This is a genomic window from Paeniglutamicibacter cryotolerans (genome assembly GCF_014190875.1).
GTDB classification, from domain to species: Bacteria; Actinomycetota; Actinomycetes; order Actinomycetales; family Micrococcaceae; genus Paeniglutamicibacter; species Paeniglutamicibacter cryotolerans.
On the sequence record NZ_JACHVS010000001.1, the window covers coordinates 98,868 to 120,435 of the forward strand.

A 21,568-nucleotide genomic window follows, 5' to 3' on the forward strand; every position below is an offset into this window, starting at 1 on the left:
ACCATGTGAGTACGTTCAGCGGCCTGAACACGGCCATGACCGGATTGGCCGCGGCCCGCATGGCCATGGAGACGGCTGGCAACAACATGACCAACGTCAAGACCGCCGGCTACACCAGGCAACGAGCCGAGTTCGACTCGATCGGCTCCGTCGCCACGATCGGGCGCCTGGCCGGCCGCTCCGGGCCGGGCCAGGGAGTTGCCTTCGGTGGCATCGCCCGGCTGGCCGATGCCCACCTTGACGCCCGCGTTCGTGGCACCCTGGCCATTGCCTCCTACTCGGACACCAAGGCAGAGGGCCTGAGCAACCTCGAAGGCGTGCTGCGCGAACCCGGCGAAAACGGACTCTCGGCGCTCCTGAACGACTTCTGGGCCGGGTGGCAGGATGTCGCGAACCAACCCGGTGAAAGCTCACCGGCCGCTGTGCTGCTGGAACGTGCGAAGTCCATCGCCGACCGTTTCGCCCTCACCCACAGCGAGGTCTCCGGGCAATGGTCGTCCCAGCGTGCCACCCTCGATACCATGGCATCCGAGTTGAACTCGGCGGCCGCTGCCGTTGCCGAGCTGAACGGACAGATCCGTTCAGCCACGGCCACCGGAGGCAGCCCCAACGCCCTGCTTGACCAGCGCTCCCAGCTGACGGAGCGCATGGCCGAAATCTCCGGGGCAACCGTCCGCGATAACGCCGATGGCTCGGTAGACGTGTTGCTGGACGGAAATGCACTGGTTTCGGGGACTACTATCCGACCCGTTCAGGTCAGTGGGTCCGCGACGATCGATGGAACCGTCGCACCGTCCCTGCAATGGGCGCACCGCATCGGCGAGCCCATCGCCCTGGAATCCGGCCGCATGGCAGCCGCCCTCTCCCTGTTGGCACCGGCCACCGCGCAGGGCACAGGGGGCAAGCTGGCCGAGATGGTGAAGTCGTTGGACTCCATCGCACGTGAGCTGGCCACCCGCGTCAATCTGGTGCAGTCGGAGGGCCGGACGGTGTCAGGCACAGTCGGCCCCCCGTTCTTCGCCTTCGACCTTGATAATCCGGCCACCAGCCTGAGAGTCGTGGCCACAGGCGCATCAGACCTTGCCACGGGAACCCCGGGCGGAGGTGCACTGGATGGCTCGAACGCGCTGCGCATGTCCGGCTTGGGAAGCGCCAAGGACGGACCCGACGCCCTGTGGAACGCCACCGTGATCACCGTCGGTGTCGCTTCTAAGTCCGCCGCACAGCAGGCACTTGCCTCGGCAGTGGCGGCATCCACCGCCGCCGGAGCCCAGATGTCCCTGTCTGCGGTGTCGCTCGACGAGGAAAACGTCTCCTTGTTGGCTTCCCAGCACGCCTTCCAGGGCGCCGCCCGGGTCATGACGGCAGTGGATGAAATGCTTGACACACTGATTAACCGCACCGGCATTGTCGGACGATAGGCACTGAACACCATGAGCAGAATCACCAACATTGCGATGAGCACATCCGCCGACCGCAACCTCCAGGCCGCCATGGGCCGGCTGGCCGCGATCCAGGAAAAAGCCTCCTCGCAGCGGGAGATCACGCGTCCCAGCGACGACCCGTCCGGCACCTCCAACGCCATGTTGGTGCGTGCCGAACAACGGGCCAACCAGCAGTTCGCACGTAACGTCCAAGACGCCCAGGGCTGGTTGAGTACTGTGGACAGCTCGCTCGGCGCCACCACTGAACTGCTCCAACGCATGCGCGACCTGACGCTGTTGGGTGCCAACGACGGCGCCATGGGTCCCGACGCCAAGGAAGCAATCGCCCTGGAATTGGATCAGATCCACGACGCACTGCTCACTCAGGCCAACACCAAGTTCATGGGCCGTAGTGTCTTTGCCGGAACATCCGATGCGGCCGCAGCCGTGGATGATGACTACAATTTCTCTGCTACCGGTTCGGTTGATCGACGCATCGGCCCCAACTCCACCGTCCGGGTCGATGCCGACGGAGCGAAGGCCTTTGGCCAGGGCCAGTCCGAAAGCATTTTTGCACTGGTCAAGACCATCGCAGCCGAACTTCGCGACGGGACGAACGTCGGGTTCCGCGTGGGCGACATCGATGAACGCCTGAAGGCCGTCAACGGCGTCCGGGCAACAAACGGTGCCAGTCATGCGGCTGCGTTGACGGCCGAGTGGGCATTGCTCACCGACTCCGTGGAACTTGAAGGAAGGCGAAGCAAAATCGAGGATATCGATCTGGGCCTTGTCGCCCTGGAACTCAAGAGCCAGGAACTGGGTTACCAGGCTGCACTGTCGGCGGCCGCCCGCACCCTGCAGCCCTCACTGATGGATTTCCTGCGATGAGCCTGCTGCTGGTTCCTGCCATTCCGTTCCCCGGTTTCGAGTCGAGCGCCGGGTTTAGGCTTGAAGATGTTGAAGGCACCATGGGGCTCCACTCGCTGGAATCCGTGCAGGATCCGGCCTTGCGCCTCTTCGTCCTGGATGCAGCGCTGCACCTGCCCCACTACACCCCGGTGTTCACCGACGGCCAGCGCGACCTGGCTGGCATCACTGAACCGGATCAGCAGCGTGTGCTGGTAGTGGTCAATACCTCAGATTCCAATCCCACCGTCAATCTGCTCGCACCGATCCTGGTCAATGCCAGCACGTTGGCCTGCGCCCAGGTGATCCTCGAGGGCCAGAGCTGGGACCTGCGTACACCGCTGCCCGCATAGCAATAGTCGCCAACAAAAAACGGCATGGGGTGGAGGGCTCCCGTGCCGTTTGCGTTTGCTACAGTTAGCGGCGTCCGCGCAGCACGCCGATGGCCCCGACGCTCAGTGCGGCAAAGCCGGCCAACAGCGCCACCACGAAGCCGCCCAGCGGGATGCCCAACACGTCGCGTGCCGCCTGCGCCTCCGGTCCGGAACCCAGGTAGTCCCCTCCGGCCTGGATGAAGTTTGTTGCCACCCAGCCCTGGAAGAACACGGAAGCCAGCAGTGCCAGCGAGGCGATGACTCCCACTCCCATGCCGAGGTAGAACAGCAACCGGTAGGCCAGCGCGGAGGTCCGCATCGGCGCGGCGGGCCCCGGATCGGCATCGAGCGCCTCGGGGAAACGGTCCAGCCACCGCCCGCTGGAACCATCGCTGGGCTCGAGGTCGTCGGTGCCATCGGTCTCTTCGATGAGCTCGTCGTCTTGCTGCAGCTCTTCGGCGGGCACCTCGGCGCGGGCCTCGCGGGTGCTTCCGGCCTGATTCATATCCACTCCCCCACCGTACCGCGAACCCGTGGCGGATCACCGGCCCCACCGCGGCCAGCTAGGCTTAAGCACATGGCTTCCTCCCCCACAGCACCGGGTTCATCCCCGGGCGCCGAACCGCTTGCCCTTCTGCTCAGCAGCACCGGTTGGGCACTGCTGAACTCGATCGACCCCTCTGAGGCCGGAAACGACTCCGCGGCACTGGCGCTGAACCTGCGCCTGCGCAAGGAGGGCCACCCCGTCGAGCTGGTGACGGCCGTGGTGCAGCAGACCCGGCTGCGGGCCCGCGCCCGGGCCAAATTCGGTCCCTTTGCCGATTCCATGGTGTTCACCCCCGCCGGGCTCGAACAGGCCACCCGGTTGAACCTCGCGGCCCTGCACGCGCAGCGGTTCACCCGCGCCGGAGTCAAAAAGGTCGCCGACCTGGGCTGTGGCATCGGCGCCGATTCGCTCGCCCTGGCCAGCGCCGAGCTGGATGTCACCGCCGTGGAAATGGATGAGACAACCGCGGCAGCGGCAACGCTGAACCTGATGCCCTGGCCCAATGCCCGCGTGGTGAACGCCGATGCCACGGCATTCGATCTCACCGGGTTCGACGGGGTCTGGCTGGATCCGGCCCGGCGCACCACCAGCACCTCCGGCACGTCCCGGCTCTTCGACCCCGAGGCGTTCAGCCCGCCGCTGTCCTTCGTCGAGGCCCTGGCCGACCGCGGCCTGGCGGTCGGGGTCAAGATGGGCCCCGGCATCCCGCATGAAGCCGTCCCCGCCCAGTGCGAGGCCCAATGGGTATCGGTCAACGGGGACGTGACCGAAGCGGCCTTCTGGTTCGGTCCGCTGGCCCGGCCCGGCGTACGCCGCGCGGCACTGGTCATCGGCCCGGACGGCGCTACCGAGCTGACCAGCGCGGTGGACCACGATCCGGATGCAGCACTGCGCGGCGAGGTGCCGGTGGGACCGGCCGAGGGCTACCTCTATGAGCCGGACGGAGCGGTGATCCGGGCCGGGCTCGTCGCGGACCTGCTGGCCACCGTGGACGGGCACCTGCTTGACCCGCACATCGCCTACTTCTGCGCCGCCGTGCACACGCCCACGCCGCTGGCCCGCGCCTACCGGGTTCTTCAAGTGCGTCCCTACAACGTGAAGTCGCTCCGTGCGTGGGTGAAAACGGAGAAGATCGGGGTGCTGGACATCAAGAAGCGGGGGCTCGATGTCACCCCCGAGGAACTGCGCAAGATCCTGCTCGCGGGAACGGGCAAGTCCTCCAAGAAGAAGGCGACGCTGGTACTCACGCGCATCGGCGAGCAACGCTTTGCCATCGAGGTCGAGCCGGTCGACTGAGACGGGTGTCCGGGCTGGATCCCTGCCCTGTGCGGGCCCACACCAATCCGCGGATCTCCGGTGCGCACGCATAGAATGGTACTGAAGGCCAAACCATTGGGGTTGCTGGTTGCTTTGATAGGTCAGGAGACCCGATGAAGATTGATTTCGCCAAGTCCAGGCAGTCCACCCTCGGTGTCGAATGGGAGATCGCCCTGGTCGACCGCGAAACCGGTGACCTGCGCTCCGTAGCCGAGGAAGTCCTCGGCCAGCTGCATGCCCAGCACGGCGGTCTGGGCCCCGATGAGGAACACCCCTTCGTCAAGCAGGAACTGCTGCTGAACACCGTGGAAATAGTGACCGGCATCTGCGAAAACGTCGCCCAGGCCAAGGCCGAACTGAGCGAGAACCTCGCCGCCATCCGTGCCCTGACCGACCCCATGGGCATCGACCTGTACTGCGCCGGTTCCCACCCCTTCGCTCCGCCCAAGGAACAGCCGGTGACCGACAAGGAACGTTACTCCCGGCTGATCGACCGTACCCAATGGTGGGGCCAGCAGATGGTCATCTACGGGGTTCACGTGCATGTGGGCCTGGACAGCCGCGAAAAGGCCCTGCCGATCACCGACGGACTGGTGAACTACCAGCCGCATTTCCAGGCGCTGTCCGCCTCCAGCCCCTTCTGGGGCGGCGAGGACACGGGCTACGCCTCGCACCGCGCGCTGATGTTCCAGCAGCTGCCCACCGCAGGGGTTCCTTACCACTTCGAGGACTGGGCCGGGTATGAGGCCTATGTCGCCGACATGAAGCACACCGGGGTCATCGACGACGTCTCCGAGATCCGCTGGGATGTGCGCCCGGTCCCACGCCTGGGCACGGTGGAAATGCGCATCAGCGACGGGCTGTCCTCGCTGCAGGACATTGGCGCCATCGCCGCGCTGACCCAGTGCCTGGTCGATGACATGTCCACCCGGATCGATAACGGCGAGTCCATCCCGGTCATGCCGCCGTGGTACCGGATGGAAAACAAGTGGCGTGCCGCCCGCTATGGGATGGAAGCGATCATCATCCTCAATGCGGCAGGCGACGAAATGCTCGTCACCGACCACCTGCTCCAGGAGGTCGAACGGCTGGCCCCGGTGGCCGAGAAGCTCGACTGCGTCGAGGAACTGGCAGCCGTCAAGCGGATCATCAACGGCGGTGCCGGCTACCAGTGGCAGCACAAGGTGGCGGCGGCCCACGGCGGGGACCTGCGCGCCGTGGTGCGCGATAACGTGGCGCGGATGAAGCAGGCCTGAGCGCTGACAGGCCCGCTTTTCCTGGTGTAGAATCGCGGAACGGTGACCGGGCAGGCAGCGCGGCTCCGGATCCGGAAGGATACACCATGAGACGACCACTGGCTGCGATTCTTGTGGCATCGCTGCTTGCCTTTCTGGGGCCGGCCCCCGTTCAAGCGGCGCCCGCTGCGTTGTCGGTGACCGCACCGGTGGCGAGCACAGCGACGATCGCGGCCAGACCGCCGGTCCTCTACCAATCAACAAAGATCCAGCCCCTCCATGCCTCGGCATCCACCAAATCCACGCGCCTCACCACGGTGAAGAAGGCCAGCTATGTTGCCCTGAAAGAGCTCAAGGGAAGCTGGGTGCGTGTGACGTACAAGGGACGGGCTGGTTGGCTGCCGCTCTCATCTGCCAAGAAGCTGGCGCAGACACGCTACGAGGCAAAGGCAAAGTTAACCCTGCGGGCCACCCCGGGCAGAGGCAAGACCATCACCGTCTTGGCCAAGGGCAGCACCGGCTATGCCACGGGCAGGAAATCCGGACGCTATATCCAGCTCTACCGCACCGGCAAGACGGGCTGGACTGCAGCATCCCTGGTCCAACGACCGGTGACGGCCAAGTACCAGACCAACCGTCCGACACCGTTTTACGCCTCGGCATCGGCCACGGTAAAAAGTGCGGCCATCCCCGCGGACTACACCCTGGCTACCCGCACCAACGCCAAGTCCTCCGGCCGGATCCAGCTTGAATACAAGGGCAAGACCGGGTGGGTCGCCGCCAAAGGCCTCTCGGCCGTCGCCTTGTCCGTTAAGGTCGGCAAACTCTCCTTCGCGAAGTCAGCAGCCAAGAACATCAGGAAGTGGTGCAAGGGTGTTCCCATCAGCGCCGGGCCGAACAACGGGAACTATGCCACGGCCAGTGGCTACACGGGGAAGATGAAGGAATCGATCACCCTTGGTACTGCGGGGCTTTTTAGTAAAAAGCTTGACCCCAACCATCCGATGGCCATTGCCGTTCAATATCACGAATGTGCTCACATCCTGCAGTTCCGTGCCTACAAGTACGACTTCACCAAGCTGGATCAGCGAATGAACGTGGTTTACGGAAAACCCCGGAAAGCCGCGGGGATCGAGCACATGGCCGATTGCATGGCCGATGTCATGGGTGCCAAACGTACCGGCACGGATTATGATCCCAAAACCGGGTACACCAACTCATGGACGGCCGGATATGGCGGCAAATGCACCGCCACGCATCTGAAGAAGGCCAAACAGATCATTGCCGGCAAAATGGTCTGAGCCAGTTGGCCGCCCCTGGACCGGCAGGCGGCTACAAACAGATCAGGCTGACCGGCTGGCCCGAATCGGTGGCGAAGGACAGGCCCGAGGGACTGCCGCCGGCCATCACGATCTGCGCGCCCAAGGCAGCGACCATGGCCCCGTTGTCGGTGCACAGGCTCACCGTGGGCACGCGCAGCGAGATCCCTGCCGAAGTGCAGCGCGCGGCGAGCAGTTCGCGCAACCGCGAGTTGGCTGCCACGCCGCCACCGAGCATCAGGTTGGTGATGCCGTTCTCTTTGCAGGCGCGCACCGCCTTGGAGGTAATCACATCGACCACCGCCTCCTGGAAGCTGGCGGCGATATCGGCCACCGGCACCTCCTCGCCACGGGCTTCGTACTGCTCCACGCAGCGGGCCACTGCGGTCTTCAGCCCGGAGAAGGAGAAATCGTTCCGGTGCTTGCCCGGTTCCTCCGCCGTACCCACGAATTTGGGCAGCGACAGCCCGCGCGGGAACCTGATCGCCTTCGCGTCCCCGGTCTTGGCCATCGCGTCGATGGCCGGACCGCCCGGGTAGCCCAGGCCGAGCAGCCGGGCGACCTTGTCGTAGGCCTCGCCGGCGGCATCGTCGATGGTGGATCCCAGCAGCGTCACGCTGTCGGTGAGCGAATCGACCTTCAGGATCTCGGTGTGCCCGCCGGAGACCAGCAGCGCGCCGAGGTTTTCCGGCAGCTTGCCTCCGTCAAGGACTCCGACGCCCACATGGGCGACCAGGTGGTTAATGGCGTAGAGCGGTTTGCCGGTCGCCAGCGCCAGCGCCTTTGCAGCCGAGACACCGACCATCAGCGCACCGGAGAGACCCGGTCCGCTGGTCACGGCGATGGCATCGATCTCCGCCAAGGTGACGCCGGCCGTTTCCAGCGCCTGTTCCAGCGTCGGGATGAAGGCCTCGAGGTGCGCCCGGGAGGCGATCTCGGGGATCACTCCGCCGAAGCGTACGTGCTCGTCCATCGAGGAGGACACGGCGTTGGCCAGCAATTCGTCCCCCCGCACGATGCCGATCCCGGTTTCGTCGCAGGAGGATTCGATGCCGAGGATCAACGGTGTGGAGGAGGTCATGGGATCCAGCTTAATTGCTTGGTCCCGGAACCAACGAAACGGGGACCGTTCCAGCGGTGCTGGAACGGTCCCCGAACCAACTGGCACAGGGGCTACGGCAGTGCCAGACGGAAGACCTTGGCCCAGGCCGAGCCGACCTGCTTGAGCAGCGGACCGGCGTTGTAGGGCAGTCCGTAGCGCTCACAAATTTCCTTCACCTTCGGTGCCACCTGGTGGTAGCGGTTCGAGGGAAGGTCCGGGAAGAGGTGGTGCTCGACCTGGTGCGAGAGGTTGCCCGTCATCAGGTGCATGAGCTTCGAACCGGTGATGTTTGCCGAACCGACCATCTGGCGCACGTACCAGTCGCCGCGGGTCTCCCCCTCCACCATTTCCTCGGTGAAGGTCTCGGCCCCGTCGGGGAAATGCCCGCAGAAAATCACGGCGTGCGCCCAGACGTTGCGGATGGCGTTGGCGGTCAGCGTGCCGATCAGCGCCTGCTTTCCCGACCCGGTCAGCATGGCCACGGCGGGGGTGGCGGCGTAGTCCTTGGCGAATTGCTTCGCTGCCTTCTTACCCAGTGCCTTGAGCCCGGCAACGAATTCGGCCTTGGGCTTGTTGCCCGCCTTGTACTCGTCGATCTCCAGGTCGTAGATCGCGATGCCCCATTCGAAGACGGGGGCCAGCAGGGCGTTGTAGAGCGGATTGCCGAGGTTTGCCGGGTGCCAGGGCTGGTCCTCGTCCATGCGCAGGATGGTGTATCCGACGTCGCGGTCCTTGCCCACGACGTTGGTCCAGCGGTGGTGCAGGTCGTTGTGGGTGTGCTGCCAGGCCCGTGCCGGGGTGACGAAGTCCCATTCCCAGGTGGTGGAGTGGATGTCCGGATCGCGCATCCAGTCCCACTGGCCATGCAGCACGTTGTGCCCGATCTCCATGTTTTCCAGGATCTTGGCCGTGGCAAGCATGCCGGTTCCGGCGACCCAAGCCACCTTGTTGCGCGATCCGACGAGGGCTGCCCGGCCGGCGAATTCCAGGGTGCGCTGGATCTTGATCACCCGGCGGATATAGGCGGCGTCGGACGCGCCGCGTACGGCCAGGACCTCGTCGCGAATCGCGTCCAGTTCACGGCCGAGCTCGGCGATCTGTTCGTTGCTCAGGTGTGCCGCGGCCGGCGGGCGGACGCTCGGCTCACCTGATTCGGCCAGCGCGCCGGGGCGCGGAGCCCTCGGCTTGGCCGAGTCCCTCGGCTGGTGTTGGGCGGATGCGCCGTGGGTGGGACGTGCTGAGGTGGCTGTCATGTCGGGTGGAGCTCCCCTAGAGTTCGAGGTTGACGGGTCCGGCTGCTGCCGAAACACAGGTCTGGATAAGTTGTCCGGGTTCCCCGAAGACTTCTCCGGTGCGCAGATCGCGGACCTGGCCGGAGCGCAGCGGAGTCAAGCAGGAATGGCAGATGCCCATGCGGCAGCCGCTGGGCATGATCAACCCGGCATCTTCACCGGCGTCGAGCAGCGTCTGGTCACCCGGGGCGTCGATTTCCCTATCGGAAACCTCGAAGGTGACCCTGCCGCCTTCGCCTTCGGCCCCTGCGGCAAGCGTGGTGCCGAAGCGTTCGATCATCAGCCCGTTCCCGGCGACTGCCGTGTTGCTTCCGTCCCCGGCATTGGTCACGCCGCGGCCCTCGGCCAGCCAGAGCGCCTCGGCCGAGTCGAGGAACGCCTCGGGCCCGCAGGCGTAGGCGGCGCGTTCTTGCCAATCGGCGCAGTAGCCCGCCATTTGTTCGGTATCGGATAAGTCGATCCGGCCGTCGGCATCGGTGTGGTGGTGGTGGACCTTGAACCCGGGGAACTGGTCGGCGAGTTCCGCCAATTCCTCGTGGAAGATGGCATCGGCGCGCTCGCTCGAAGAATGGATCAACACCACGTCGGCGTCGGGACGGTTCGGAACCAGCGTGCGGATCATCGACATGACCGGCGTGATGCCGCTGCCCGCGGTGAGCATCAGCAGGGGACGCGGGTGCTCCGGAAGCACGAAGTCCCCTTGCGGCGGGGCCAGGAAGAGCACGTCGCCCACCGCCGTTTCCCGGACCAGGGCGCCGGAGACGGCGCCGACATCGGTGACGGTGATGGAGGGTTCCCCTCCGGCCGCGGCGCTGAGCGAATACGAGCGCCAGTGGCGGACACCGTTGAGCTCGACGCCGATGCGGGCCCATTGGCCGGCCACGTGCCGTCGCCAGCCGCGTCCGGGGCGGAAGTAGATGGTGGCGGAATTCGCCGTTTCCGAGACCACCCGGGTGACTATGCCGCGCAATTGGCGGGCGGAGAACGCCGGGCTGAAGAGCGCCAGGAAATCCTCGGGAGCGAGCGGGGTGATTAACATCGATGCGGCATGTGCCAGCGGACGGAGCCGAACCATGTCACAAGCCTATAGTGCCACGCATCATTTTTCTCTGCCTTGGGCATACGATATTTATCTTAAAACTAGCGTGCCAGGATAATATTTAGGAAACTCCGGAGGTCAAAGCCAAAATGTCGCCCCGAAATGCTTCCAACCAACGTATCGACCCCCCTTGGCTCTCCCTGCCGAAGGAGGTATCCGAGATGATCCGTCCCCTGCTGCCCGGTGTGGTCGAGTCCATCATCGAGGCGGTCCCGCTGCAGGTACCCGCCTACGCCCGGCCCATCGAGGGCCGTTTCGGCCGCGGCCTGCGCAGCGGTGTTGCCACGGCATTGGAACGGTTCCTCGAATTGCCCGGCACCCGCAAGGCCGCCCTCTCGCCCGAAAGCCGCAAGCTGGTCGAGGGACTCGGAATCGGCGAATGCCGCCAAGGCCGAAGCATGGATGCGCTGCTCGGCGCCTACCGCACCGGGGCCAGGGTCACGTTCCGTGAAATGTCGAAGGTCGCCACCGAACACCACCTCGGCATGGAGGCGGTGGTCACCCTCGGCGAGTGCATCCTCGCCTACATCGACGAGCTCTCCGCCGTGAGCGCGGAGGCCTATGCCTTCGAGCAGTCGCTGCACGCCGGCCAGCAGGGCCGGCGCCGCACCGAGCTTCTGGAGCTGCTGCTCCACGGCCGGGCGGATGAGGTTTCGGCGTTCCGCGCGGCTGCCGTTGCGGACTGGCAGCTGCCGACCACGCTTCGGGCCGTTTTCCTTCCCCTGGCTCGCGCCTCTGGCGTGGGCCACCGGCTGGGTCCCGGGGCGCTGCTGGTGGAGCGGGATTCGGATGCGGTGGCACTAGTCCCGGCCAGGGGCTCGGCACGGGCCCACGCCGAACTGTCCAAGGCCCTGCGTGGACGCGGCGCATGCATCGGCACGGCCGTCCCCTGGCAGCAGGCAGCCGACTCGCTGCGCCTGGCCATGTTGGCCGCCACGGCGATCAAGCCCGCCGAGGGAACGGACGGTCCCCCGATCTGGGCCGAAGAGCACCTGACGGACCTGCTTCTTGCCAGCGAGCCGACGGTCGTTTCGGCGTTGGCCACCCAGTCGATTCGAGAGCTCGAGGATCTACGCCCGGGGCAGCGCAAGCGACTGACGCTGACCCTCGCCTCCTGGCTTCGACATTGGGGCCAGCGCGCGCCCATGGCCCAGGAGCTCGGCGTCCATGTCCAGACGGTGGGCTACAGAATCGCCCAGCTACGTGAGGTTTTCGGGGAGGCCCTGGATGATCCGCAGCGCCGCCTCGACATGCAGCTGGCGCTGCGGGCACCGGCCCGGTAGGCCGGCGAGGGGATCAGTCAGCGTTCTCCAGCTGCTTGCGCATGATCAGCGCGTCGATCCCGCCCTTGTAGTAGCGCGGGCGGACATGGATCTGTTCGAACCCGAAACGCAGGTAGAGCTGCCGGGCACGGGGGTTATCGGCCCGCACCTCCAGCAGCACGTCGTTCGCACCGCGGTCCCGGGCCTCGGCTATCAACGTCTCCAACAGCCGGGAACCAAGGCCCCTGCCTTCGAAGGCGCTTGCCACGCCAATGGTCTGCACGTCGGCCAACGGCAGCACGCACATCATCCCGCAGTAGGCGATGATGGCGCCACCCTCCTCGGCCACCCAGAACCGCCGGGTCTGGCTGTGGGCCAGCTCCTCTTGAAACATCCTCCGCGGCCAGGCATCCTCCGGAAAGAGCTCCTGTTCAAGCGCCCAGACGGCGTCGATGTCGGCTTCCGTCATCACCCGCAGCGTGTACCCGTCAGCGGCGCTCATGCGTTGCGGCCCTTGAGCATCGCGGCAGGGACCTTGGCGTCGGATTCGCGCAGGTAGAGCGGTGTGGTGGGCAGCAGAGCCCCGCCGGCGGCCAGCACCTGGACGGCGCGGCGGCCCAAGGCATCGGCCGTGGGGTGGTGTGCCAGGAACTGCGGGTCTGCCACGGCGCCGGCGGCAGCCAGACGCTGGGCGTAGATGCCGGCCCCTGCGCCGAAGACCTCTCCGGACGGGACCTGCTCGGCCGTGGTTACCTCCGGGCCGCTGAGCAGGTTTCCGGCTCCGTCGTAGGCGGCCCAGTAGACCTCCTTGCGCCTCGCGTCGATCGCCACTGTGAAGGGGGTTTCGCGACCCGATTCCAGGACCTGGCCGGCAATGGCGTCCAGGCTCATCATGCCCTGGACCGGCACGCCCCAGGCGAAGCCGAGCGTCCGGGCAGTGACCAGGCCGACGCGCAAGCCGGTGAAGGGCCCCGGTCCCACGCCGACGATGATCCGGTCCAGTTGTCCGCCGGTGAGCCCGGCCTCCTCGAGGAGGCCGGCAACCGCCGGGGCCAGGACCTCGGAGTGGTTATTCGTCTCCTCGGAGGCGAAGGCCGCCAAGGTCGTGGTTGTTCCGTCCGCCCCGGCGCGAAGGATGGCCGCGGAGGCGATTGCTGAGGTGTCGATAGCCAAGATAAGCACGCGTCCATCTTATGCGCCCGCGGCCGCCACCCTATCCGGGCTGGATGCCGTCCCAGCGCGGGCCATAGCCAGCCACATGGACGGTGCGGGGTTCCTCGGCGTCCAGTTCCTCGAAGTCGAAGATCAGCTCGCTGCCGATCCCTTGGCCGGCGGCGCGCGAGAGCGTGATCTCCAACCGCGAATCACTGAGCTGCTCGACCTTGCCCGCACCCCATTCGACCACCGTCACCGACCGGGCCAGCGTGGATTCCAGGTCCAAGTCATCGAGTTCCCCGGCGGAGGACAGCCGGTAGGCGTCAACGTGGACCAGGTCAGGGCCGCCGCGCAGCGACGGGTGGATGCGCATCAGCACGAAGGTCGGTGAGATGATTCCCTCACGTACGCCCAGGCTCTCGCCCAACCCCTGGGTAAAGGTGGTCTTGCCCGCGCCCAGCCCCCCGGTGAGCACCAACAGGTCACCGGCGCGCAGGTCCGCCCCGATGCTCCGGGCCAGCTCCTGGGTTTCTGCGACGTCGGCCACCGTCAGCGTTTTTTCCCAGCATGGTTCCCTGGGCTCAGTCACCGGATTCGCCCCAGGTGCCCTCGACGTAGGTGCGTGGGACGCGCGGCGAAATCCGGGTGACCACCTCGTAGTTGATGGTTCCGGACGCGTCGGCCCATTCCTCGACGTTCGGTCCGCCCTCGCCGAAGAGCACGGCAGTGGCCCCCATGTACTGCCCCGGATCAATGTCCGGGCCCAAGTCCACGACGAACTGGTCCATGGCCACCCGGCCGACGCTGCGGTAGGTGATGCCGTTGATCAGCACCGGGCCGCCCTCGGCAACGCGCGGGATCCCGTCGGCGTAGCCCAGCGGCACCAGGCCCAAGTAGGTGGGGGCGTTGGTGCGGTAGTTCATTCCATAGGAAACACCGTGGGCGGCGGGGACCTTCTTGACGTTGGCGACCTTGGCTTCCAGGCGCATCGCGGGGCGCAGGCCCAAGGAGTCGTGCGCCTCGTCGGCGAAGGGACTCAGGCCGTAGAGGCCAAGGCCCAGCCGGACCATGTCGAAGTGTGTATCCGGACGAGAAAGGATTGCCGGCGTGTTGGCCAGGTGGCGTACCTGCAGGTCAAATCCGGCGTCCTCGGCGAGCGCAACCGCCTGGCGGAACGCGCCGAGCTGCTCGTCGGTTTCGGGCCGTTGCGGCTCGTCGGCGACGGCAAGGTGGGAGAACACCCCCACCACGCGCAGCAAGCCCTCTTCCTGGTAGGCGGCGGCTTGGCCTAGCAATGCGGCCCAGTCCTCCGGCGTGCATCCGTTGCGGCCCAGACCGGTGTCGATCTTCAGGTGGACCCGGGCCGGTTGCGCGGCACTGCGGGCGGCTTCGGCGACCACCGCCAGCTCCCATCCGGAAACGGCGATGTCGATGTTCTCGGCGATGGCCAGTCCGAAGGGCGTGTCGGCCGTATGCAGCCAAGCCAGTGCCGGTGACGTGATGCCAGCGGTTCGGAGGGCTAGGACCTCGGTGACATGGGCCGCGCCGATCCAGGATGCCCCGGCGTGGATGGCGGCCCGGGCCACGGGAATGGCGCCATGTCCGTAGGCGTCGGCCTTGACGACGGCCATCAGTTTGGCCGGAGCCACCAGGGCACTGATCCGTTTGACGTTTTCCCGGATGGCCGAGAGATCGATTAGCGCACGCCGTTCCCAGGTGTTTTCCCTGGTGGGGTCGTTGGCTGCAAGGGAGGATTCGGGGTGGGTTTGAGCAGTCACCGTTTCATTCTCCCACTGTGTGACACAGCACCGTGGCCGCCACACCGAATTCGATGGGCGGCCACTGGGTGGTTTTGCCGCTTCTGCGCTTAGTGGGGCCATTCGCCGACACGGTGCGGCCATTCGCCCACGATGTGCGGCCATTCGCCAACGGTTGCTGCTGCGGACATGCCCCGGACCGGGTGGATGGTGGTGATTCGCTTGTTCATGGCGCGTCCTCTCCAGAAAGTTGTTGGTCAAGATTCAAAAAATTCATTGGGCACCAGTGGTGGAGATTGTTATCCGATGCTGGCGGCTTGCCCGATGTAATTAGTATCTAACCGATCTTTGCTTAATGTCCAGCGATTTATTGAAATGATCCAAATCTTTTTATTTACAGGATATTTACATTATAAATTGTCACATTCATTGGTTATCCCAACCGCAGACCGCAGCGTCAAACAGGAAAGCCCTCCCCCACCGAAGTGGGGAAGGGCTTGACGGTGCCCCGCGGATGCGGGCTGGTCTAGGGCGAGTGGATCAGCCGCGGCGCTTGAGTTCGTCGCGAATTTCGGCCAGCAGTTCCACTTGCGGATCCATCGGTAATTCTTCTTCGACGATGCCCCTGCGGGCCTCCGCCCGAGCGGTGATCTTGTTCATCGGCAGCACGACGATGAAGTAGATGGCCGCCGCAATGAGCAGGAAATTGACCAGCACCGTCAGGAATGCGCCGAACAAGATCTTGTTCCCATTGATGTCCAGCACCAGGAAGGCGTCGAAGTTCGGCGACCCGACAAGCGCTGAAATCAACGGCATGATGATGTTGCCAACCAGCGCCGTGATGACGGCTCCGAAGGCTGCGCCGATGACGACTGCAACGGCAAGGTCTACGACGTTGCCCTTCATGATGAAATCTCTGAATCCCTTGAGCATGAGGCTCACACTACAACGCATTAGCCCGCTCGTCACTGCATGACTAGTGGAAACCTGATCCGTTACCCAAACTCCACCTGCCCGCCAAGCAGCAGCCCCGTCGGGTCGCGCTTAGATCTTGCGCAGCAGCATCCGCCGGATGGAGTGGTCCGAATCCTTACTCAGCACCAGCTGCGCCCGGCCCCGGGTCGGCAGCACGTTTTCCCTCAGGTTCGGCTCGTTGATCCGTTTCCAGATCCCGTGGGCGGTTTCCCTCGCCTCATCGTCGCTGAGCACTGCGTAGCGGTGGAAGTAGGATGCCGGATCGGCAAAGGCCCCGTCGCGCAGGCGCATGAAACGGCTGATGTACCACTCCTCGATATCCGAGGTGCGGGCATCGACATAGACGGAGAAGTCGAAGAAGTCACTCAGGGCCAGCCCTGCCGTTCCATCCTGCCGGGCCCGGGCCGGTGCCAGCACGTTCAGTCCCTCGACGATAAGCACCTGGGGACTGCGCACCACGATTTCGCGCCCTGGGACGATGTCGTAGGTCAAATGCGAGTACCAGGGCGCCCGGACCTCGGGGGCGCCGGACTTCACCTCGGAGACGAAACGAAGTAGCCGTCGCCGGTCATAGGACTCGGGGAAGCCCTTGCGATGCATCATCCCGCGCTTTTCCAGCTCCGCGTTCGGGTAGAGGAAACCGTCGGTCGTGATCAGCTGGACGTCGGGAGTATCGGGCCACCGTCGCAGCATCTCCTGCAGTACGCGGGCCGTCGTCGATTTTCCCACCGCCACGGATCCCGCCACGCCAATGACGAACGGGGTCCGCCGCGTCGATTCACCCAGGAACGTATTGGTTGCCCGGTGCAGCGCCCCGGAACCCTGGACATACAGGTTCAGCAGGCGCGACAGCGGCAGGTAGACCTCGCTGATCTCGTTGAGATTCAGCTGCTCGCCCAGGCCACTGAGGCGTTCGAGGTCCGCCTCGTTGAGGGGTTGCTCGATTTCATTGGACAGCCGGGCCCACGTCTGTCGGTCTAGTTCAACGAAGGGGGTTGCCCCGGCTTCGGCTCCACGCTGTCCGTTCACCGTTGCATTCTGTCAAGGTCGGGGGCCTATTCCCAAACGCGGCGACGGGCAAACGGCTTGACGTGGCCGGAAATATCGCGCCCACAGGCACGACATGCGTCACGTTTATGCAAATGCGGCATTCAGCGGCATGTACGCTTTTTCCATGTGTGGAATCGTTGGCTATGTAGGCTCACCCCAGAAAACCTCAGGAACCCACGGCGCCCAAGACGTCGTCCTTGAAGGTCTCCGTCGTCTTGAATACCGTGGTTACGACTCGGCCGGCATCGCGCTGGTCGCTCAGGACGCGGTGCATATGCGCAAGAAGTCCGGCAAGCTCTCGAACCTGATCGCCGAAATCGAGGACGCCCCGCTTCCGGCGTCACTGACCGGCATCGGCCATACCCGCTGGGCAACCCACGGTGGACCGACCGATGTGAATGCCCACCCGCATCTGGCCGACAACGGCCACCTGGCCCTGATCCACAACGGCATCATCGAGAACTTCTCCGAGCTCAAGGCCGCCCTGGTCAAAGAGGGAGTGCACTTCACCTCGCAGACAGATACCGAGGTCGCCGCAGCCCTGCTCGGAAGCATCTACCGCGGCGCCGGCGCCGGGGACCTGACCCGATCGATGCAGCTCACCGCCCAGCGCCTCGAAGGCGCTTTCACGCTGCTCGCCGTCCACCGGGACCACCCCGGTGTCGTCGTGGCCGCCCGCCGCAACTCCCCGCTGGTCCTGGGCCTGGGCGACGGTGAGAACTTCCTGGGTTCGGATGTTTCCGGCTTCATCGATTTCACCCGTCGTGCCGTCGAGCTGGGCCAGGACCAGATCGTGACCATCACCCCGGAGGCCCATTCCATCACCGACTTCAACGGAAACCCTGCCGAGGGCAAGGAATTCCACGTCGACTGGGATGCGGCCTCCGCAGAAAAGGGCGGTTACCCCTCCTTCATGGAAAAGGAAATCAACGACCAGCCGGCCGCCGTCGCCGACACCCTGCTGGGCCGCGTCGACGCCTTCAGCCGGCTGACGCTGGACGAGATGCGCATCGACCCGGAGGCCCTGAAGAAGGTCACCAAGATCGTCGTGCTGGCCTGCGGCACCTCGGCATATGCCGGATCCGTGGCCAAGTATGCGATCGAGAACTGGTGCCGGATCCCCGTCGAGGTCGAGCTGAGCCACGAATTCCGCTACCGCGATCCGATCGTCGATGCCAACACCCTGGTCGTGTCGATCTCGCAGTCCGGCGAAACCATGGACACGCTGATGGCCGTCCGCTATGCCAAGGAGCAGGGCGCCCTCACCCTGTCCATCTGCAACACCAATGGGTCGACCATCCCGCGCGAATCCGATGCGGTGCTCTATACGCACGCCGGCCCGGAGATCGCCGTCGCGTCCACCAAGGCGTTCCTGGCACAGATCACCGCCACCTACCTGTTGGGGCTGTACCTGGGCCAGCTGCGTGGAAACCTGTTCACCGGACAGATCAAGGACATCCTGGCCGACCTGGGCAAGATCCCGTCCAAGATCCAGTCGATCCTGGATCGCGCCGAGGAGATCAAGGAACTGGCACGCTCCATGTCCGATGCCAGTTCGGTGCTCTTCCTGGGCCGCCATGTGGGCTACCCGGTAGCCATGGAAGGCGCGCTGAAGCTCAAGGAGATCGCCTACATCCACGCAGAGGGCTTTGCCGCCGGCGAACTGAAGCACGGCCCGATCGCGCTGATCGACGAGGGCCAGCCGGTCTTCGTCGTGGTGCCCTCACCGCGCGGCCGCGATTCACTGCACTCCAAGGTCGTCTCGAACATCCAGGAGGTCCGCGCCCGCGGCGCCAAGACCCTGGTCATCGCAGAGGCTGGCGACCAGGCAGTGGCCGAGTTCGCCGAGTTCGTGTTCTACGTCCCGGAGACGCCGACGCTGTTGATGCCGCTCCTGTCCACCGTGCCGCTGCAGCTCTTCGCCTGCGAACTGGCGACGGTCAAGGGCCTGGATGTCGACCAGCCGCGTAACCTGGCCAAGTCCGTCACCGTCGAGTAAGCCAGAACGGATTCCTGCACGGCAGGCCCCGTCGTTCAACCTGAACGGCGGGGCCTGCCGTGCTCCGGGCTCGCACCACCCGGCACAAAACAAGGAGACATATCCCCCGGTTGCTTTATCTACTAATAATTGATCTCATTCGCTGCCAGAACCTCCACGGGCCAGGTAGATCCCCTTGGCATAGGCGGCCTGACCGATGTGCTGGCCCGTCTCATTGAGCACGGAGATCAGCCGCACGCCGGCGCTGACCTGTGGAGTGAAACGGGCGTCGACGATTTTCACATAGTCCTCCGCGGTCAGTTGGCGAACGATGCCCGTCGTCACTTCCTGCACCCGCTCGTGGTAGCCGGCAAGCAACCCGGGATCGCCCACACAGAATCCCGCCACCTCCTCCTCGCTGTGGCCATAGCCGGTATCCCACCGACCATACGGCAGCGCAAAACGCTCGTCCCAACCCCCTTCGCCCCAGCATTGGCCCGACACCGCGTCAAAGCCCAGGGCCCGGGCCAGGCCCGCCATATGGTCGTCCTGGACACGGGTCAGGTGCCACAGCAGCCAGCCCACGGAATTCGCCCGGGGTCCGGGCCGGTGCAGCAGCAACTGCCCGTCCGCGCCCTCGAGCACCTCGTTGACAGACTCCCGGATCCTGCCGAAACCGTCCAACAGCAATTCAGTGGCAATCCACATGGGCAGGCTCCTTCGGTACTGGTTTCCCTTCGCCCGAGCCTAGACCGGACGAGGCCCGAAGTCACCGCCCCGCGTTCACCGATAGAATCGGGGCATGATCGTGGGTATTGGTGTCGATGTCGTTCAGGTTTCCCGTTTCAAGGCACAGCTGGAAAGGACTCCGGCCCTGCTCGAACGCCTCTTCGTCCCAGCCGAACGCGGCCTGCATGTGCGCTCGCTGGCGGCCCGCTTCGCGGCGAAGGAGGCCATCGCCAAGGCGCTGGGTGCTCCAGCGGGCATGAACTGGCAGCACTGCCAGATCATCAAGGACGCCTCGGGCGACCCACAGGTGCATGTAGACGGGTCGGTGGCGGAGGCAGCAGCAGCCAAAGGCGTCGTGCATTGGCACCTGTCCATGAGCCACGACGGTGACCTCGCCACCGCCATGGTCGTGGCCGAGCGCTGAGGTCCGGCCGGGGCATTGCAAGCAACCGGCCTCGGATCTCGATACTCTGTACACATGATTCCTGCCTACACCGGGGCGCAGATTCGCCGCGCCGAACGTCCACTGCTCGAAGCCGGACAGGGGCCTGCCCTGATGCAGTCAGCTGCCCACGCCCTGGCCAACCAGGCGGTCCTCGAACTGCGGGACCTCTACGGCCGGGTATACGGTTCCCATGTCCTCGGACTCATCGGTCCCGGAAACAACGGCGGCGACACGTTGTACGCGCTGGCGGCATTGGCCCCTCGCGGGGTGCGGATCAGCGTCGTGCTTACAGGTTCCACCGCCCACCCCGAGGCCCTCGCAGCCTTTGTCCGGGCAGGCGGCCGCACGGCGGAGGCCTCGGAGCTGGACGACCTGCTGGAGAGGGTCGACCTGCTGCTGGACGGGGTCCTTGGACTCGGGGCAACCCGCCCGGTTCAATTGCCGCGGATTCCTTCCGACCTGCGCGTGCTGGCCTGTGATCTGCCCAGCGGTATCGATGCCGACACCGGCGCCGCCCTGGGCGCTGTTCCCGGAGCCCACGCCACCGTCACTTTCGGGGCGTTGAAGACCGGGCTGGTGGTCGGCGACGGCCATCTGGCTGCTGGAAGGATCAGGGTCGCCGATATCGGACTGGGGCGCCACCTGCCCGAACCCGAAGCCTGGGTGCTCGAAGACCACGACGTGTCCAAGATCCTGCACAGCTCAGATCCCGGCTGGCGCGCAGGCTCGGTGCACAAGTACCGCCGCGGGGTGCTGGGCCTGATTGCCGGATCAGAAGCCTACCCCGGTGCAGCCCTGCTCAGCGCGGGCGCCGCCGTCGCCGCCGGCCTGGGCATGCTGCGCACCCATGTCCCGCCCGCTATTGGAGCCGCACTGCTCGCAGCCGCCCCGGAGGCCGTGCCGTTGAGCGCTACGGAGCTGAAGCAGCTGGGCGTACGTAGCAGGCGCAACGACAAGTCGACCACTGGCCGCATCGGCGCATGGGCCCTGGGCCCCGGGCTCGATGCGACGGACGGCAACGGAGCTCTGGCCCATGCGCTGGCCTCGGAGCTGCCGGCGGTCATCGACGCCGGGGCCCTGTCCGCGGTGACTCCCGGCGCCGGCGAGGCCCGATGGATCCTGACCCCGCATGCCGGCGAGCTGTCGGCGTTGCTGGCCCGGACCGGACTGCATATCGGCGCCGCAGAGATTGCCGCAGACCCCCTGCGCTGGGCCCGTTGGACCGCAGTGTCCTACGACGCCGTGGTTCTGCTCAAGGGCCCGGCCACCGTGTGCGCAGGACCCGACGGGTACACGGTGGTCTCGCGGTCCGGCGGGGCCGAGCTGGCCACGGCGGGCAGCGGGGACGTACTCACCGGCCTGCTCGGTTCGCTGCTGGCGGCCGCCGGGCCGCACCCGGATGCCCGCACGCTGGTGCGCCTTGCGGCTGCTGCCGCATACATCCATGGCCGGGCCGGCGTCCTTGCCGCTGCTGGGGGGCCCTTTGGTGCGGCCACCCTGTTGCAGACACTGCCGGTAGCGCTGCGCGACCTCGGAGTCTGAGCGGCGGCCCGAGGGCCATGAGCCCCCAGTGGCGCTCAGGCGATCTCTACGGGCCCTGGG

General features: G+C 65.7%; 21 protein-coding genes. 10 read left to right on the plus strand and 11 right to left on the minus strand.

The genetic code is table 11. From position 1 onward, the window contains the following. The first annotated feature begins 5 nt into the window (after positions 1–5). The 3 genes from flgK to E9229_RS00495 are packed head-to-tail and all read left to right on the plus strand — an operon-like array spanning position 6 to position 2,683. The gene (gene flgK, locus E9229_RS00485) at positions 6–1,421 is read left to right on the plus strand and encodes a flagellar hook-associated protein FlgK (protein ID WP_183509260.1); all 1,416 of its coding nucleotides are present in this window, start codon (positions 6–8) and stop codon (positions 1,419–1,421) included. A 12-nt stretch (positions 1,422–1,433) separates the two neighbouring features. Further along, positions 1,434–2,312, plus strand: coding sequence for a flagellar hook-associated protein FlgL (flgL, locus tag E9229_RS00490; protein WP_183509261.1), 879 nt, complete (start codon positions 1,434–1,436; stop codon positions 2,310–2,312). Beyond that, entirely contained in the window at positions 2,309–2,683 is a 375-nt protein-coding gene (locus tag E9229_RS00495; RefSeq protein ID WP_183509262.1) for a flagellar assembly protein FliW, read from the plus strand. Before flgL ends, E9229_RS00495 begins: the two co-directional genes overlap by 4 nt. Before the next feature lie 64 nt (positions 2,684–2,747). Here the strand turns inward: E9229_RS00495 and E9229_RS00500 are convergent, their stop codons facing one another. Further along, positions 2,748–3,209, minus strand: a complete 462-nt coding sequence (locus tag E9229_RS00500; RefSeq protein WP_221184330.1) for a hypothetical protein — start codon at positions 3,207–3,209, stop codon at positions 2,748–2,750. A 72-nt stretch (positions 3,210–3,281) separates the two neighbouring features. Here E9229_RS00500 and E9229_RS00505 point away from each other — a divergent pair, with 72 nt between their 5' ends. The 3 genes from E9229_RS00505 (at position 3,282) to E9229_RS00515 (ending at position 7,104) form a co-directional block, all read left to right on the plus strand. Continuing rightward, entirely contained in the window at positions 3,282–4,547 is a 1,266-nt protein-coding gene (locus E9229_RS00505) for a class I SAM-dependent methyltransferase (RefSeq protein WP_183509264.1), read from the plus strand. Positions 4,548–4,681: 134 nt separating this feature from the next. Further along, the gene (locus E9229_RS00510; protein WP_183509265.1) at positions 4,682–5,824 is read left to right on the plus strand and encodes a glutamate--cysteine ligase; all 1,143 of its coding nucleotides are present in this window, start codon (positions 4,682–4,684) and stop codon (positions 5,822–5,824) included. A gap of 86 nt (positions 5,825–5,910) precedes the next feature. After that, positions 5,911–7,104 (plus strand): SH3 domain-containing protein, encoded by a 1,194-nt coding sequence (locus tag E9229_RS00515; RefSeq protein ID WP_183509266.1) that lies wholly within the window; start codon positions 5,911–5,913, stop codon positions 7,102–7,104. A gap of 31 nt (positions 7,105–7,135) precedes the next feature. On the opposite strand, the gene tsaD is transcribed toward E9229_RS00515, so the two are convergent. The 3 genes from tsaD to E9229_RS00530 all read right to left on the minus strand — a co-directional run bounded on the left by tsaD (position 7,136) and on the right by E9229_RS00530 (position 10,591). Beyond that, a complete protein-coding gene (gene tsaD, locus E9229_RS00520) occupies positions 7,136–8,203 on the minus strand; it encodes a tRNA (adenosine(37)-N6)-threonylcarbamoyltransferase complex transferase subunit TsaD (protein WP_183509268.1) in 1,068 nt (355 codons plus the stop codon). 92 nt (positions 8,204–8,295) lie between these two features. Then, a complete protein-coding gene (locus E9229_RS00525) occupies positions 8,296–9,477 on the minus strand; it encodes a fatty acid desaturase family protein (RefSeq protein WP_183509269.1) in 1,182 nt (393 codons plus the stop codon). A gap of 16 nt (positions 9,478–9,493) precedes the next feature. Next, positions 9,494–10,591 carry a ferredoxin reductase gene (locus E9229_RS00530; protein WP_183509270.1) on the minus strand — a complete coding sequence of 366 codons (1,098 nt, stop codon included), beginning with the start codon at positions 10,589–10,591 and terminating at the stop codon, positions 9,494–9,496. Between the two features lie 185 nt (positions 10,592–10,776). On the opposite strand from E9229_RS00530, the gene E9229_RS00535 reads away from it, so the two are divergent. Continuing rightward, positions 10,777–11,898 (plus strand): helix-turn-helix domain-containing protein, encoded by a 1,122-nt coding sequence (locus E9229_RS00535; protein WP_246380291.1) that lies wholly within the window; start codon positions 10,777–10,779, stop codon positions 11,896–11,898. 13 nt (positions 11,899–11,911) lie between these two features. Here the strand turns inward: E9229_RS00535 and rimI are convergent, their stop codons facing one another. The 6 genes from rimI to coaA form a co-directional block, all read right to left on the minus strand. Continuing rightward, positions 11,912–12,379, minus strand: a complete 468-nt coding sequence (gene rimI, locus E9229_RS00540; RefSeq protein ID WP_183509273.1) for a ribosomal protein S18-alanine N-acetyltransferase — start codon at positions 12,377–12,379, stop codon at positions 11,912–11,914. Beyond that, positions 12,376–13,059 carry a tRNA (adenosine(37)-N6)-threonylcarbamoyltransferase complex dimerization subunit type 1 TsaB gene (gene tsaB / locus E9229_RS00545; RefSeq protein WP_183509274.1) on the minus strand — a complete coding sequence of 228 codons (684 nt, stop codon included), beginning with the start codon at positions 13,057–13,059 and terminating at the stop codon, positions 12,376–12,378. Before tsaB ends, rimI begins: the two co-directional genes overlap by 4 nt. A 31-nt stretch (positions 13,060–13,090) precedes the next feature. Continuing rightward, complete coding sequence (tsaE, locus tag E9229_RS00550; RefSeq protein ID WP_183509276.1) at positions 13,091–13,621, minus strand: tRNA (adenosine(37)-N6)-threonylcarbamoyltransferase complex ATPase subunit type 1 TsaE; 531 nt, start codon at positions 13,619–13,621, stop codon at positions 13,091–13,093. Next, positions 13,614–14,810 carry an alanine racemase gene (gene alr / locus E9229_RS00555; RefSeq protein ID WP_407671311.1) on the minus strand — a complete coding sequence of 399 codons (1,197 nt, stop codon included), beginning with the start codon at positions 14,808–14,810 and terminating at the stop codon, positions 13,614–13,616. The genes tsaE and alr overlap by 8 nt, the downstream gene beginning before the upstream one ends. 519 nt (positions 14,811–15,329) lie before the next feature. Then, positions 15,330–15,722, minus strand: coding sequence for a large conductance mechanosensitive channel protein MscL (gene mscL / locus E9229_RS00560; protein WP_183511789.1), 393 nt, complete (start codon positions 15,720–15,722; stop codon positions 15,330–15,332). Between the two features lie 111 nt (positions 15,723–15,833). Next, positions 15,834–16,793, minus strand: coding sequence for a type I pantothenate kinase (gene coaA / locus E9229_RS00565; protein ID WP_183509278.1), 960 nt, complete (start codon positions 16,791–16,793; stop codon positions 15,834–15,836). 145 nt (positions 16,794–16,938) lie between these two features. On the opposite strand from coaA, the gene glmS reads away from it, so the two are divergent. Beyond that, positions 16,939–18,813, plus strand: coding sequence for a glutamine--fructose-6-phosphate transaminase (isomerizing) (gene glmS / locus E9229_RS00570; RefSeq protein WP_183509279.1), 1,875 nt, complete (start codon positions 16,939–16,941; stop codon positions 18,811–18,813). A gap of 135 nt (positions 18,814–18,948) precedes the next feature. Here the strand turns inward: glmS and E9229_RS00575 are convergent, their stop codons facing one another. Then, entirely contained in the window at positions 18,949–19,500 is a 552-nt protein-coding gene (locus E9229_RS00575) for a mycothiol transferase (RefSeq protein WP_183509280.1), read from the minus strand. A 94-nt stretch (positions 19,501–19,594) separates the two neighbouring features. Between E9229_RS00575 and E9229_RS00580 the strand changes: the two genes are divergently transcribed. Both E9229_RS00580 and E9229_RS00585 read left to right on the plus strand, forming a co-directional pair. Continuing rightward, positions 19,595–19,945: a holo-ACP synthase gene (locus tag E9229_RS00580; RefSeq protein WP_183509281.1), complete on the plus strand. Its 351-nt coding sequence runs from the start codon at positions 19,595–19,597 to the stop codon at positions 19,943–19,945. Positions 19,946–19,999: 54 nt separating this feature from the next. Continuing rightward, a complete protein-coding gene (locus E9229_RS00585; protein WP_183509282.1) occupies positions 20,000–21,508 on the plus strand; it encodes an NAD(P)H-hydrate dehydratase in 1,509 nt (502 codons plus the stop codon). The last annotated feature ends 60 nt before the right edge of the window (positions 21,509–21,568 follow it).

Bases quoted from the DNA above. Each gene is read 5' to 3' on its own strand.
- E9229_RS00500 (WP_221184330.1), bottom strand. From the start codon at position 3,209: ATGAATCAGGCCGGAAGCACCCGCGAGGCCCGCGCCGAGGTGCCCGCC.
- E9229_RS00580 (WP_183509281.1), top strand. From the start codon at position 19,595: ATGATCGTGGGTATTGGTGTCGATGTCGTTCAGGTTTCCCGTTTCAAG.
- mscL (WP_183511789.1), bottom strand. From the start codon at position 15,722: ATGCTCAAGGGATTCAGAGATTTCATCATGAAGGGCAACGTCGTAGAC.
- E9229_RS00495 (WP_183509262.1), top strand. From the start codon at position 2,309: ATGAGCCTGCTGCTGGTTCCTGCCATTCCGTTCCCCGGTTTCGAGTCG.
- E9229_RS00585 (WP_183509282.1), top strand. From the start codon at position 20,000: ATGATTCCTGCCTACACCGGGGCGCAGATTCGCCGCGCCGAACGTCCA.
- E9229_RS00575 (WP_183509280.1), bottom strand. From the start codon at position 19,500: ATGTGGATTGCCACTGAATTGCTGTTGGACGGTTTCGGCAGGATCCGG.
- E9229_RS00535 (WP_246380291.1), top strand. From the start codon at position 10,777: ATGATCCGTCCCCTGCTGCCCGGTGTGGTCGAGTCCATCATCGAGGCG.
- flgL (WP_183509261.1), top strand. From the start codon at position 1,434: ATGAGCAGAATCACCAACATTGCGATGAGCACATCCGCCGACCGCAAC.
- E9229_RS00505 (WP_183509264.1), top strand. From the start codon at position 3,282: ATGGCTTCCTCCCCCACAGCACCGGGTTCATCCCCGGGCGCCGAACCG.
- glmS (WP_183509279.1), top strand. From the start codon at position 16,939: ATGTGTGGAATCGTTGGCTATGTAGGCTCACCCCAGAAAACCTCAGGA.
- rimI (WP_183509273.1), bottom strand. From the start codon at position 12,379: ATGAGCGCCGCTGACGGGTACACGCTGCGGGTGATGACGGAAGCCGAC.
- E9229_RS00515 (WP_183509266.1), top strand. From the start codon at position 5,911: ATGAGACGACCACTGGCTGCGATTCTTGTGGCATCGCTGCTTGCCTTT.
- tsaD (WP_183509268.1), bottom strand. From the start codon at position 8,203: ATGACCTCCTCCACACCGTTGATCCTCGGCATCGAATCCTCCTGCGAC.
- E9229_RS00510 (WP_183509265.1), top strand. From the start codon at position 4,682: ATGAAGATTGATTTCGCCAAGTCCAGGCAGTCCACCCTCGGTGTCGAA.
- E9229_RS00530 (WP_183509270.1), bottom strand. From the start codon at position 10,591: ATGGTTCGGCTCCGTCCGCTGGCACATGCCGCATCGATGTTAATCACC.
- E9229_RS00525 (WP_183509269.1), bottom strand. From the start codon at position 9,477: ATGACAGCCACCTCAGCACGTCCCACCCACGGCGCATCCGCCCAACAC.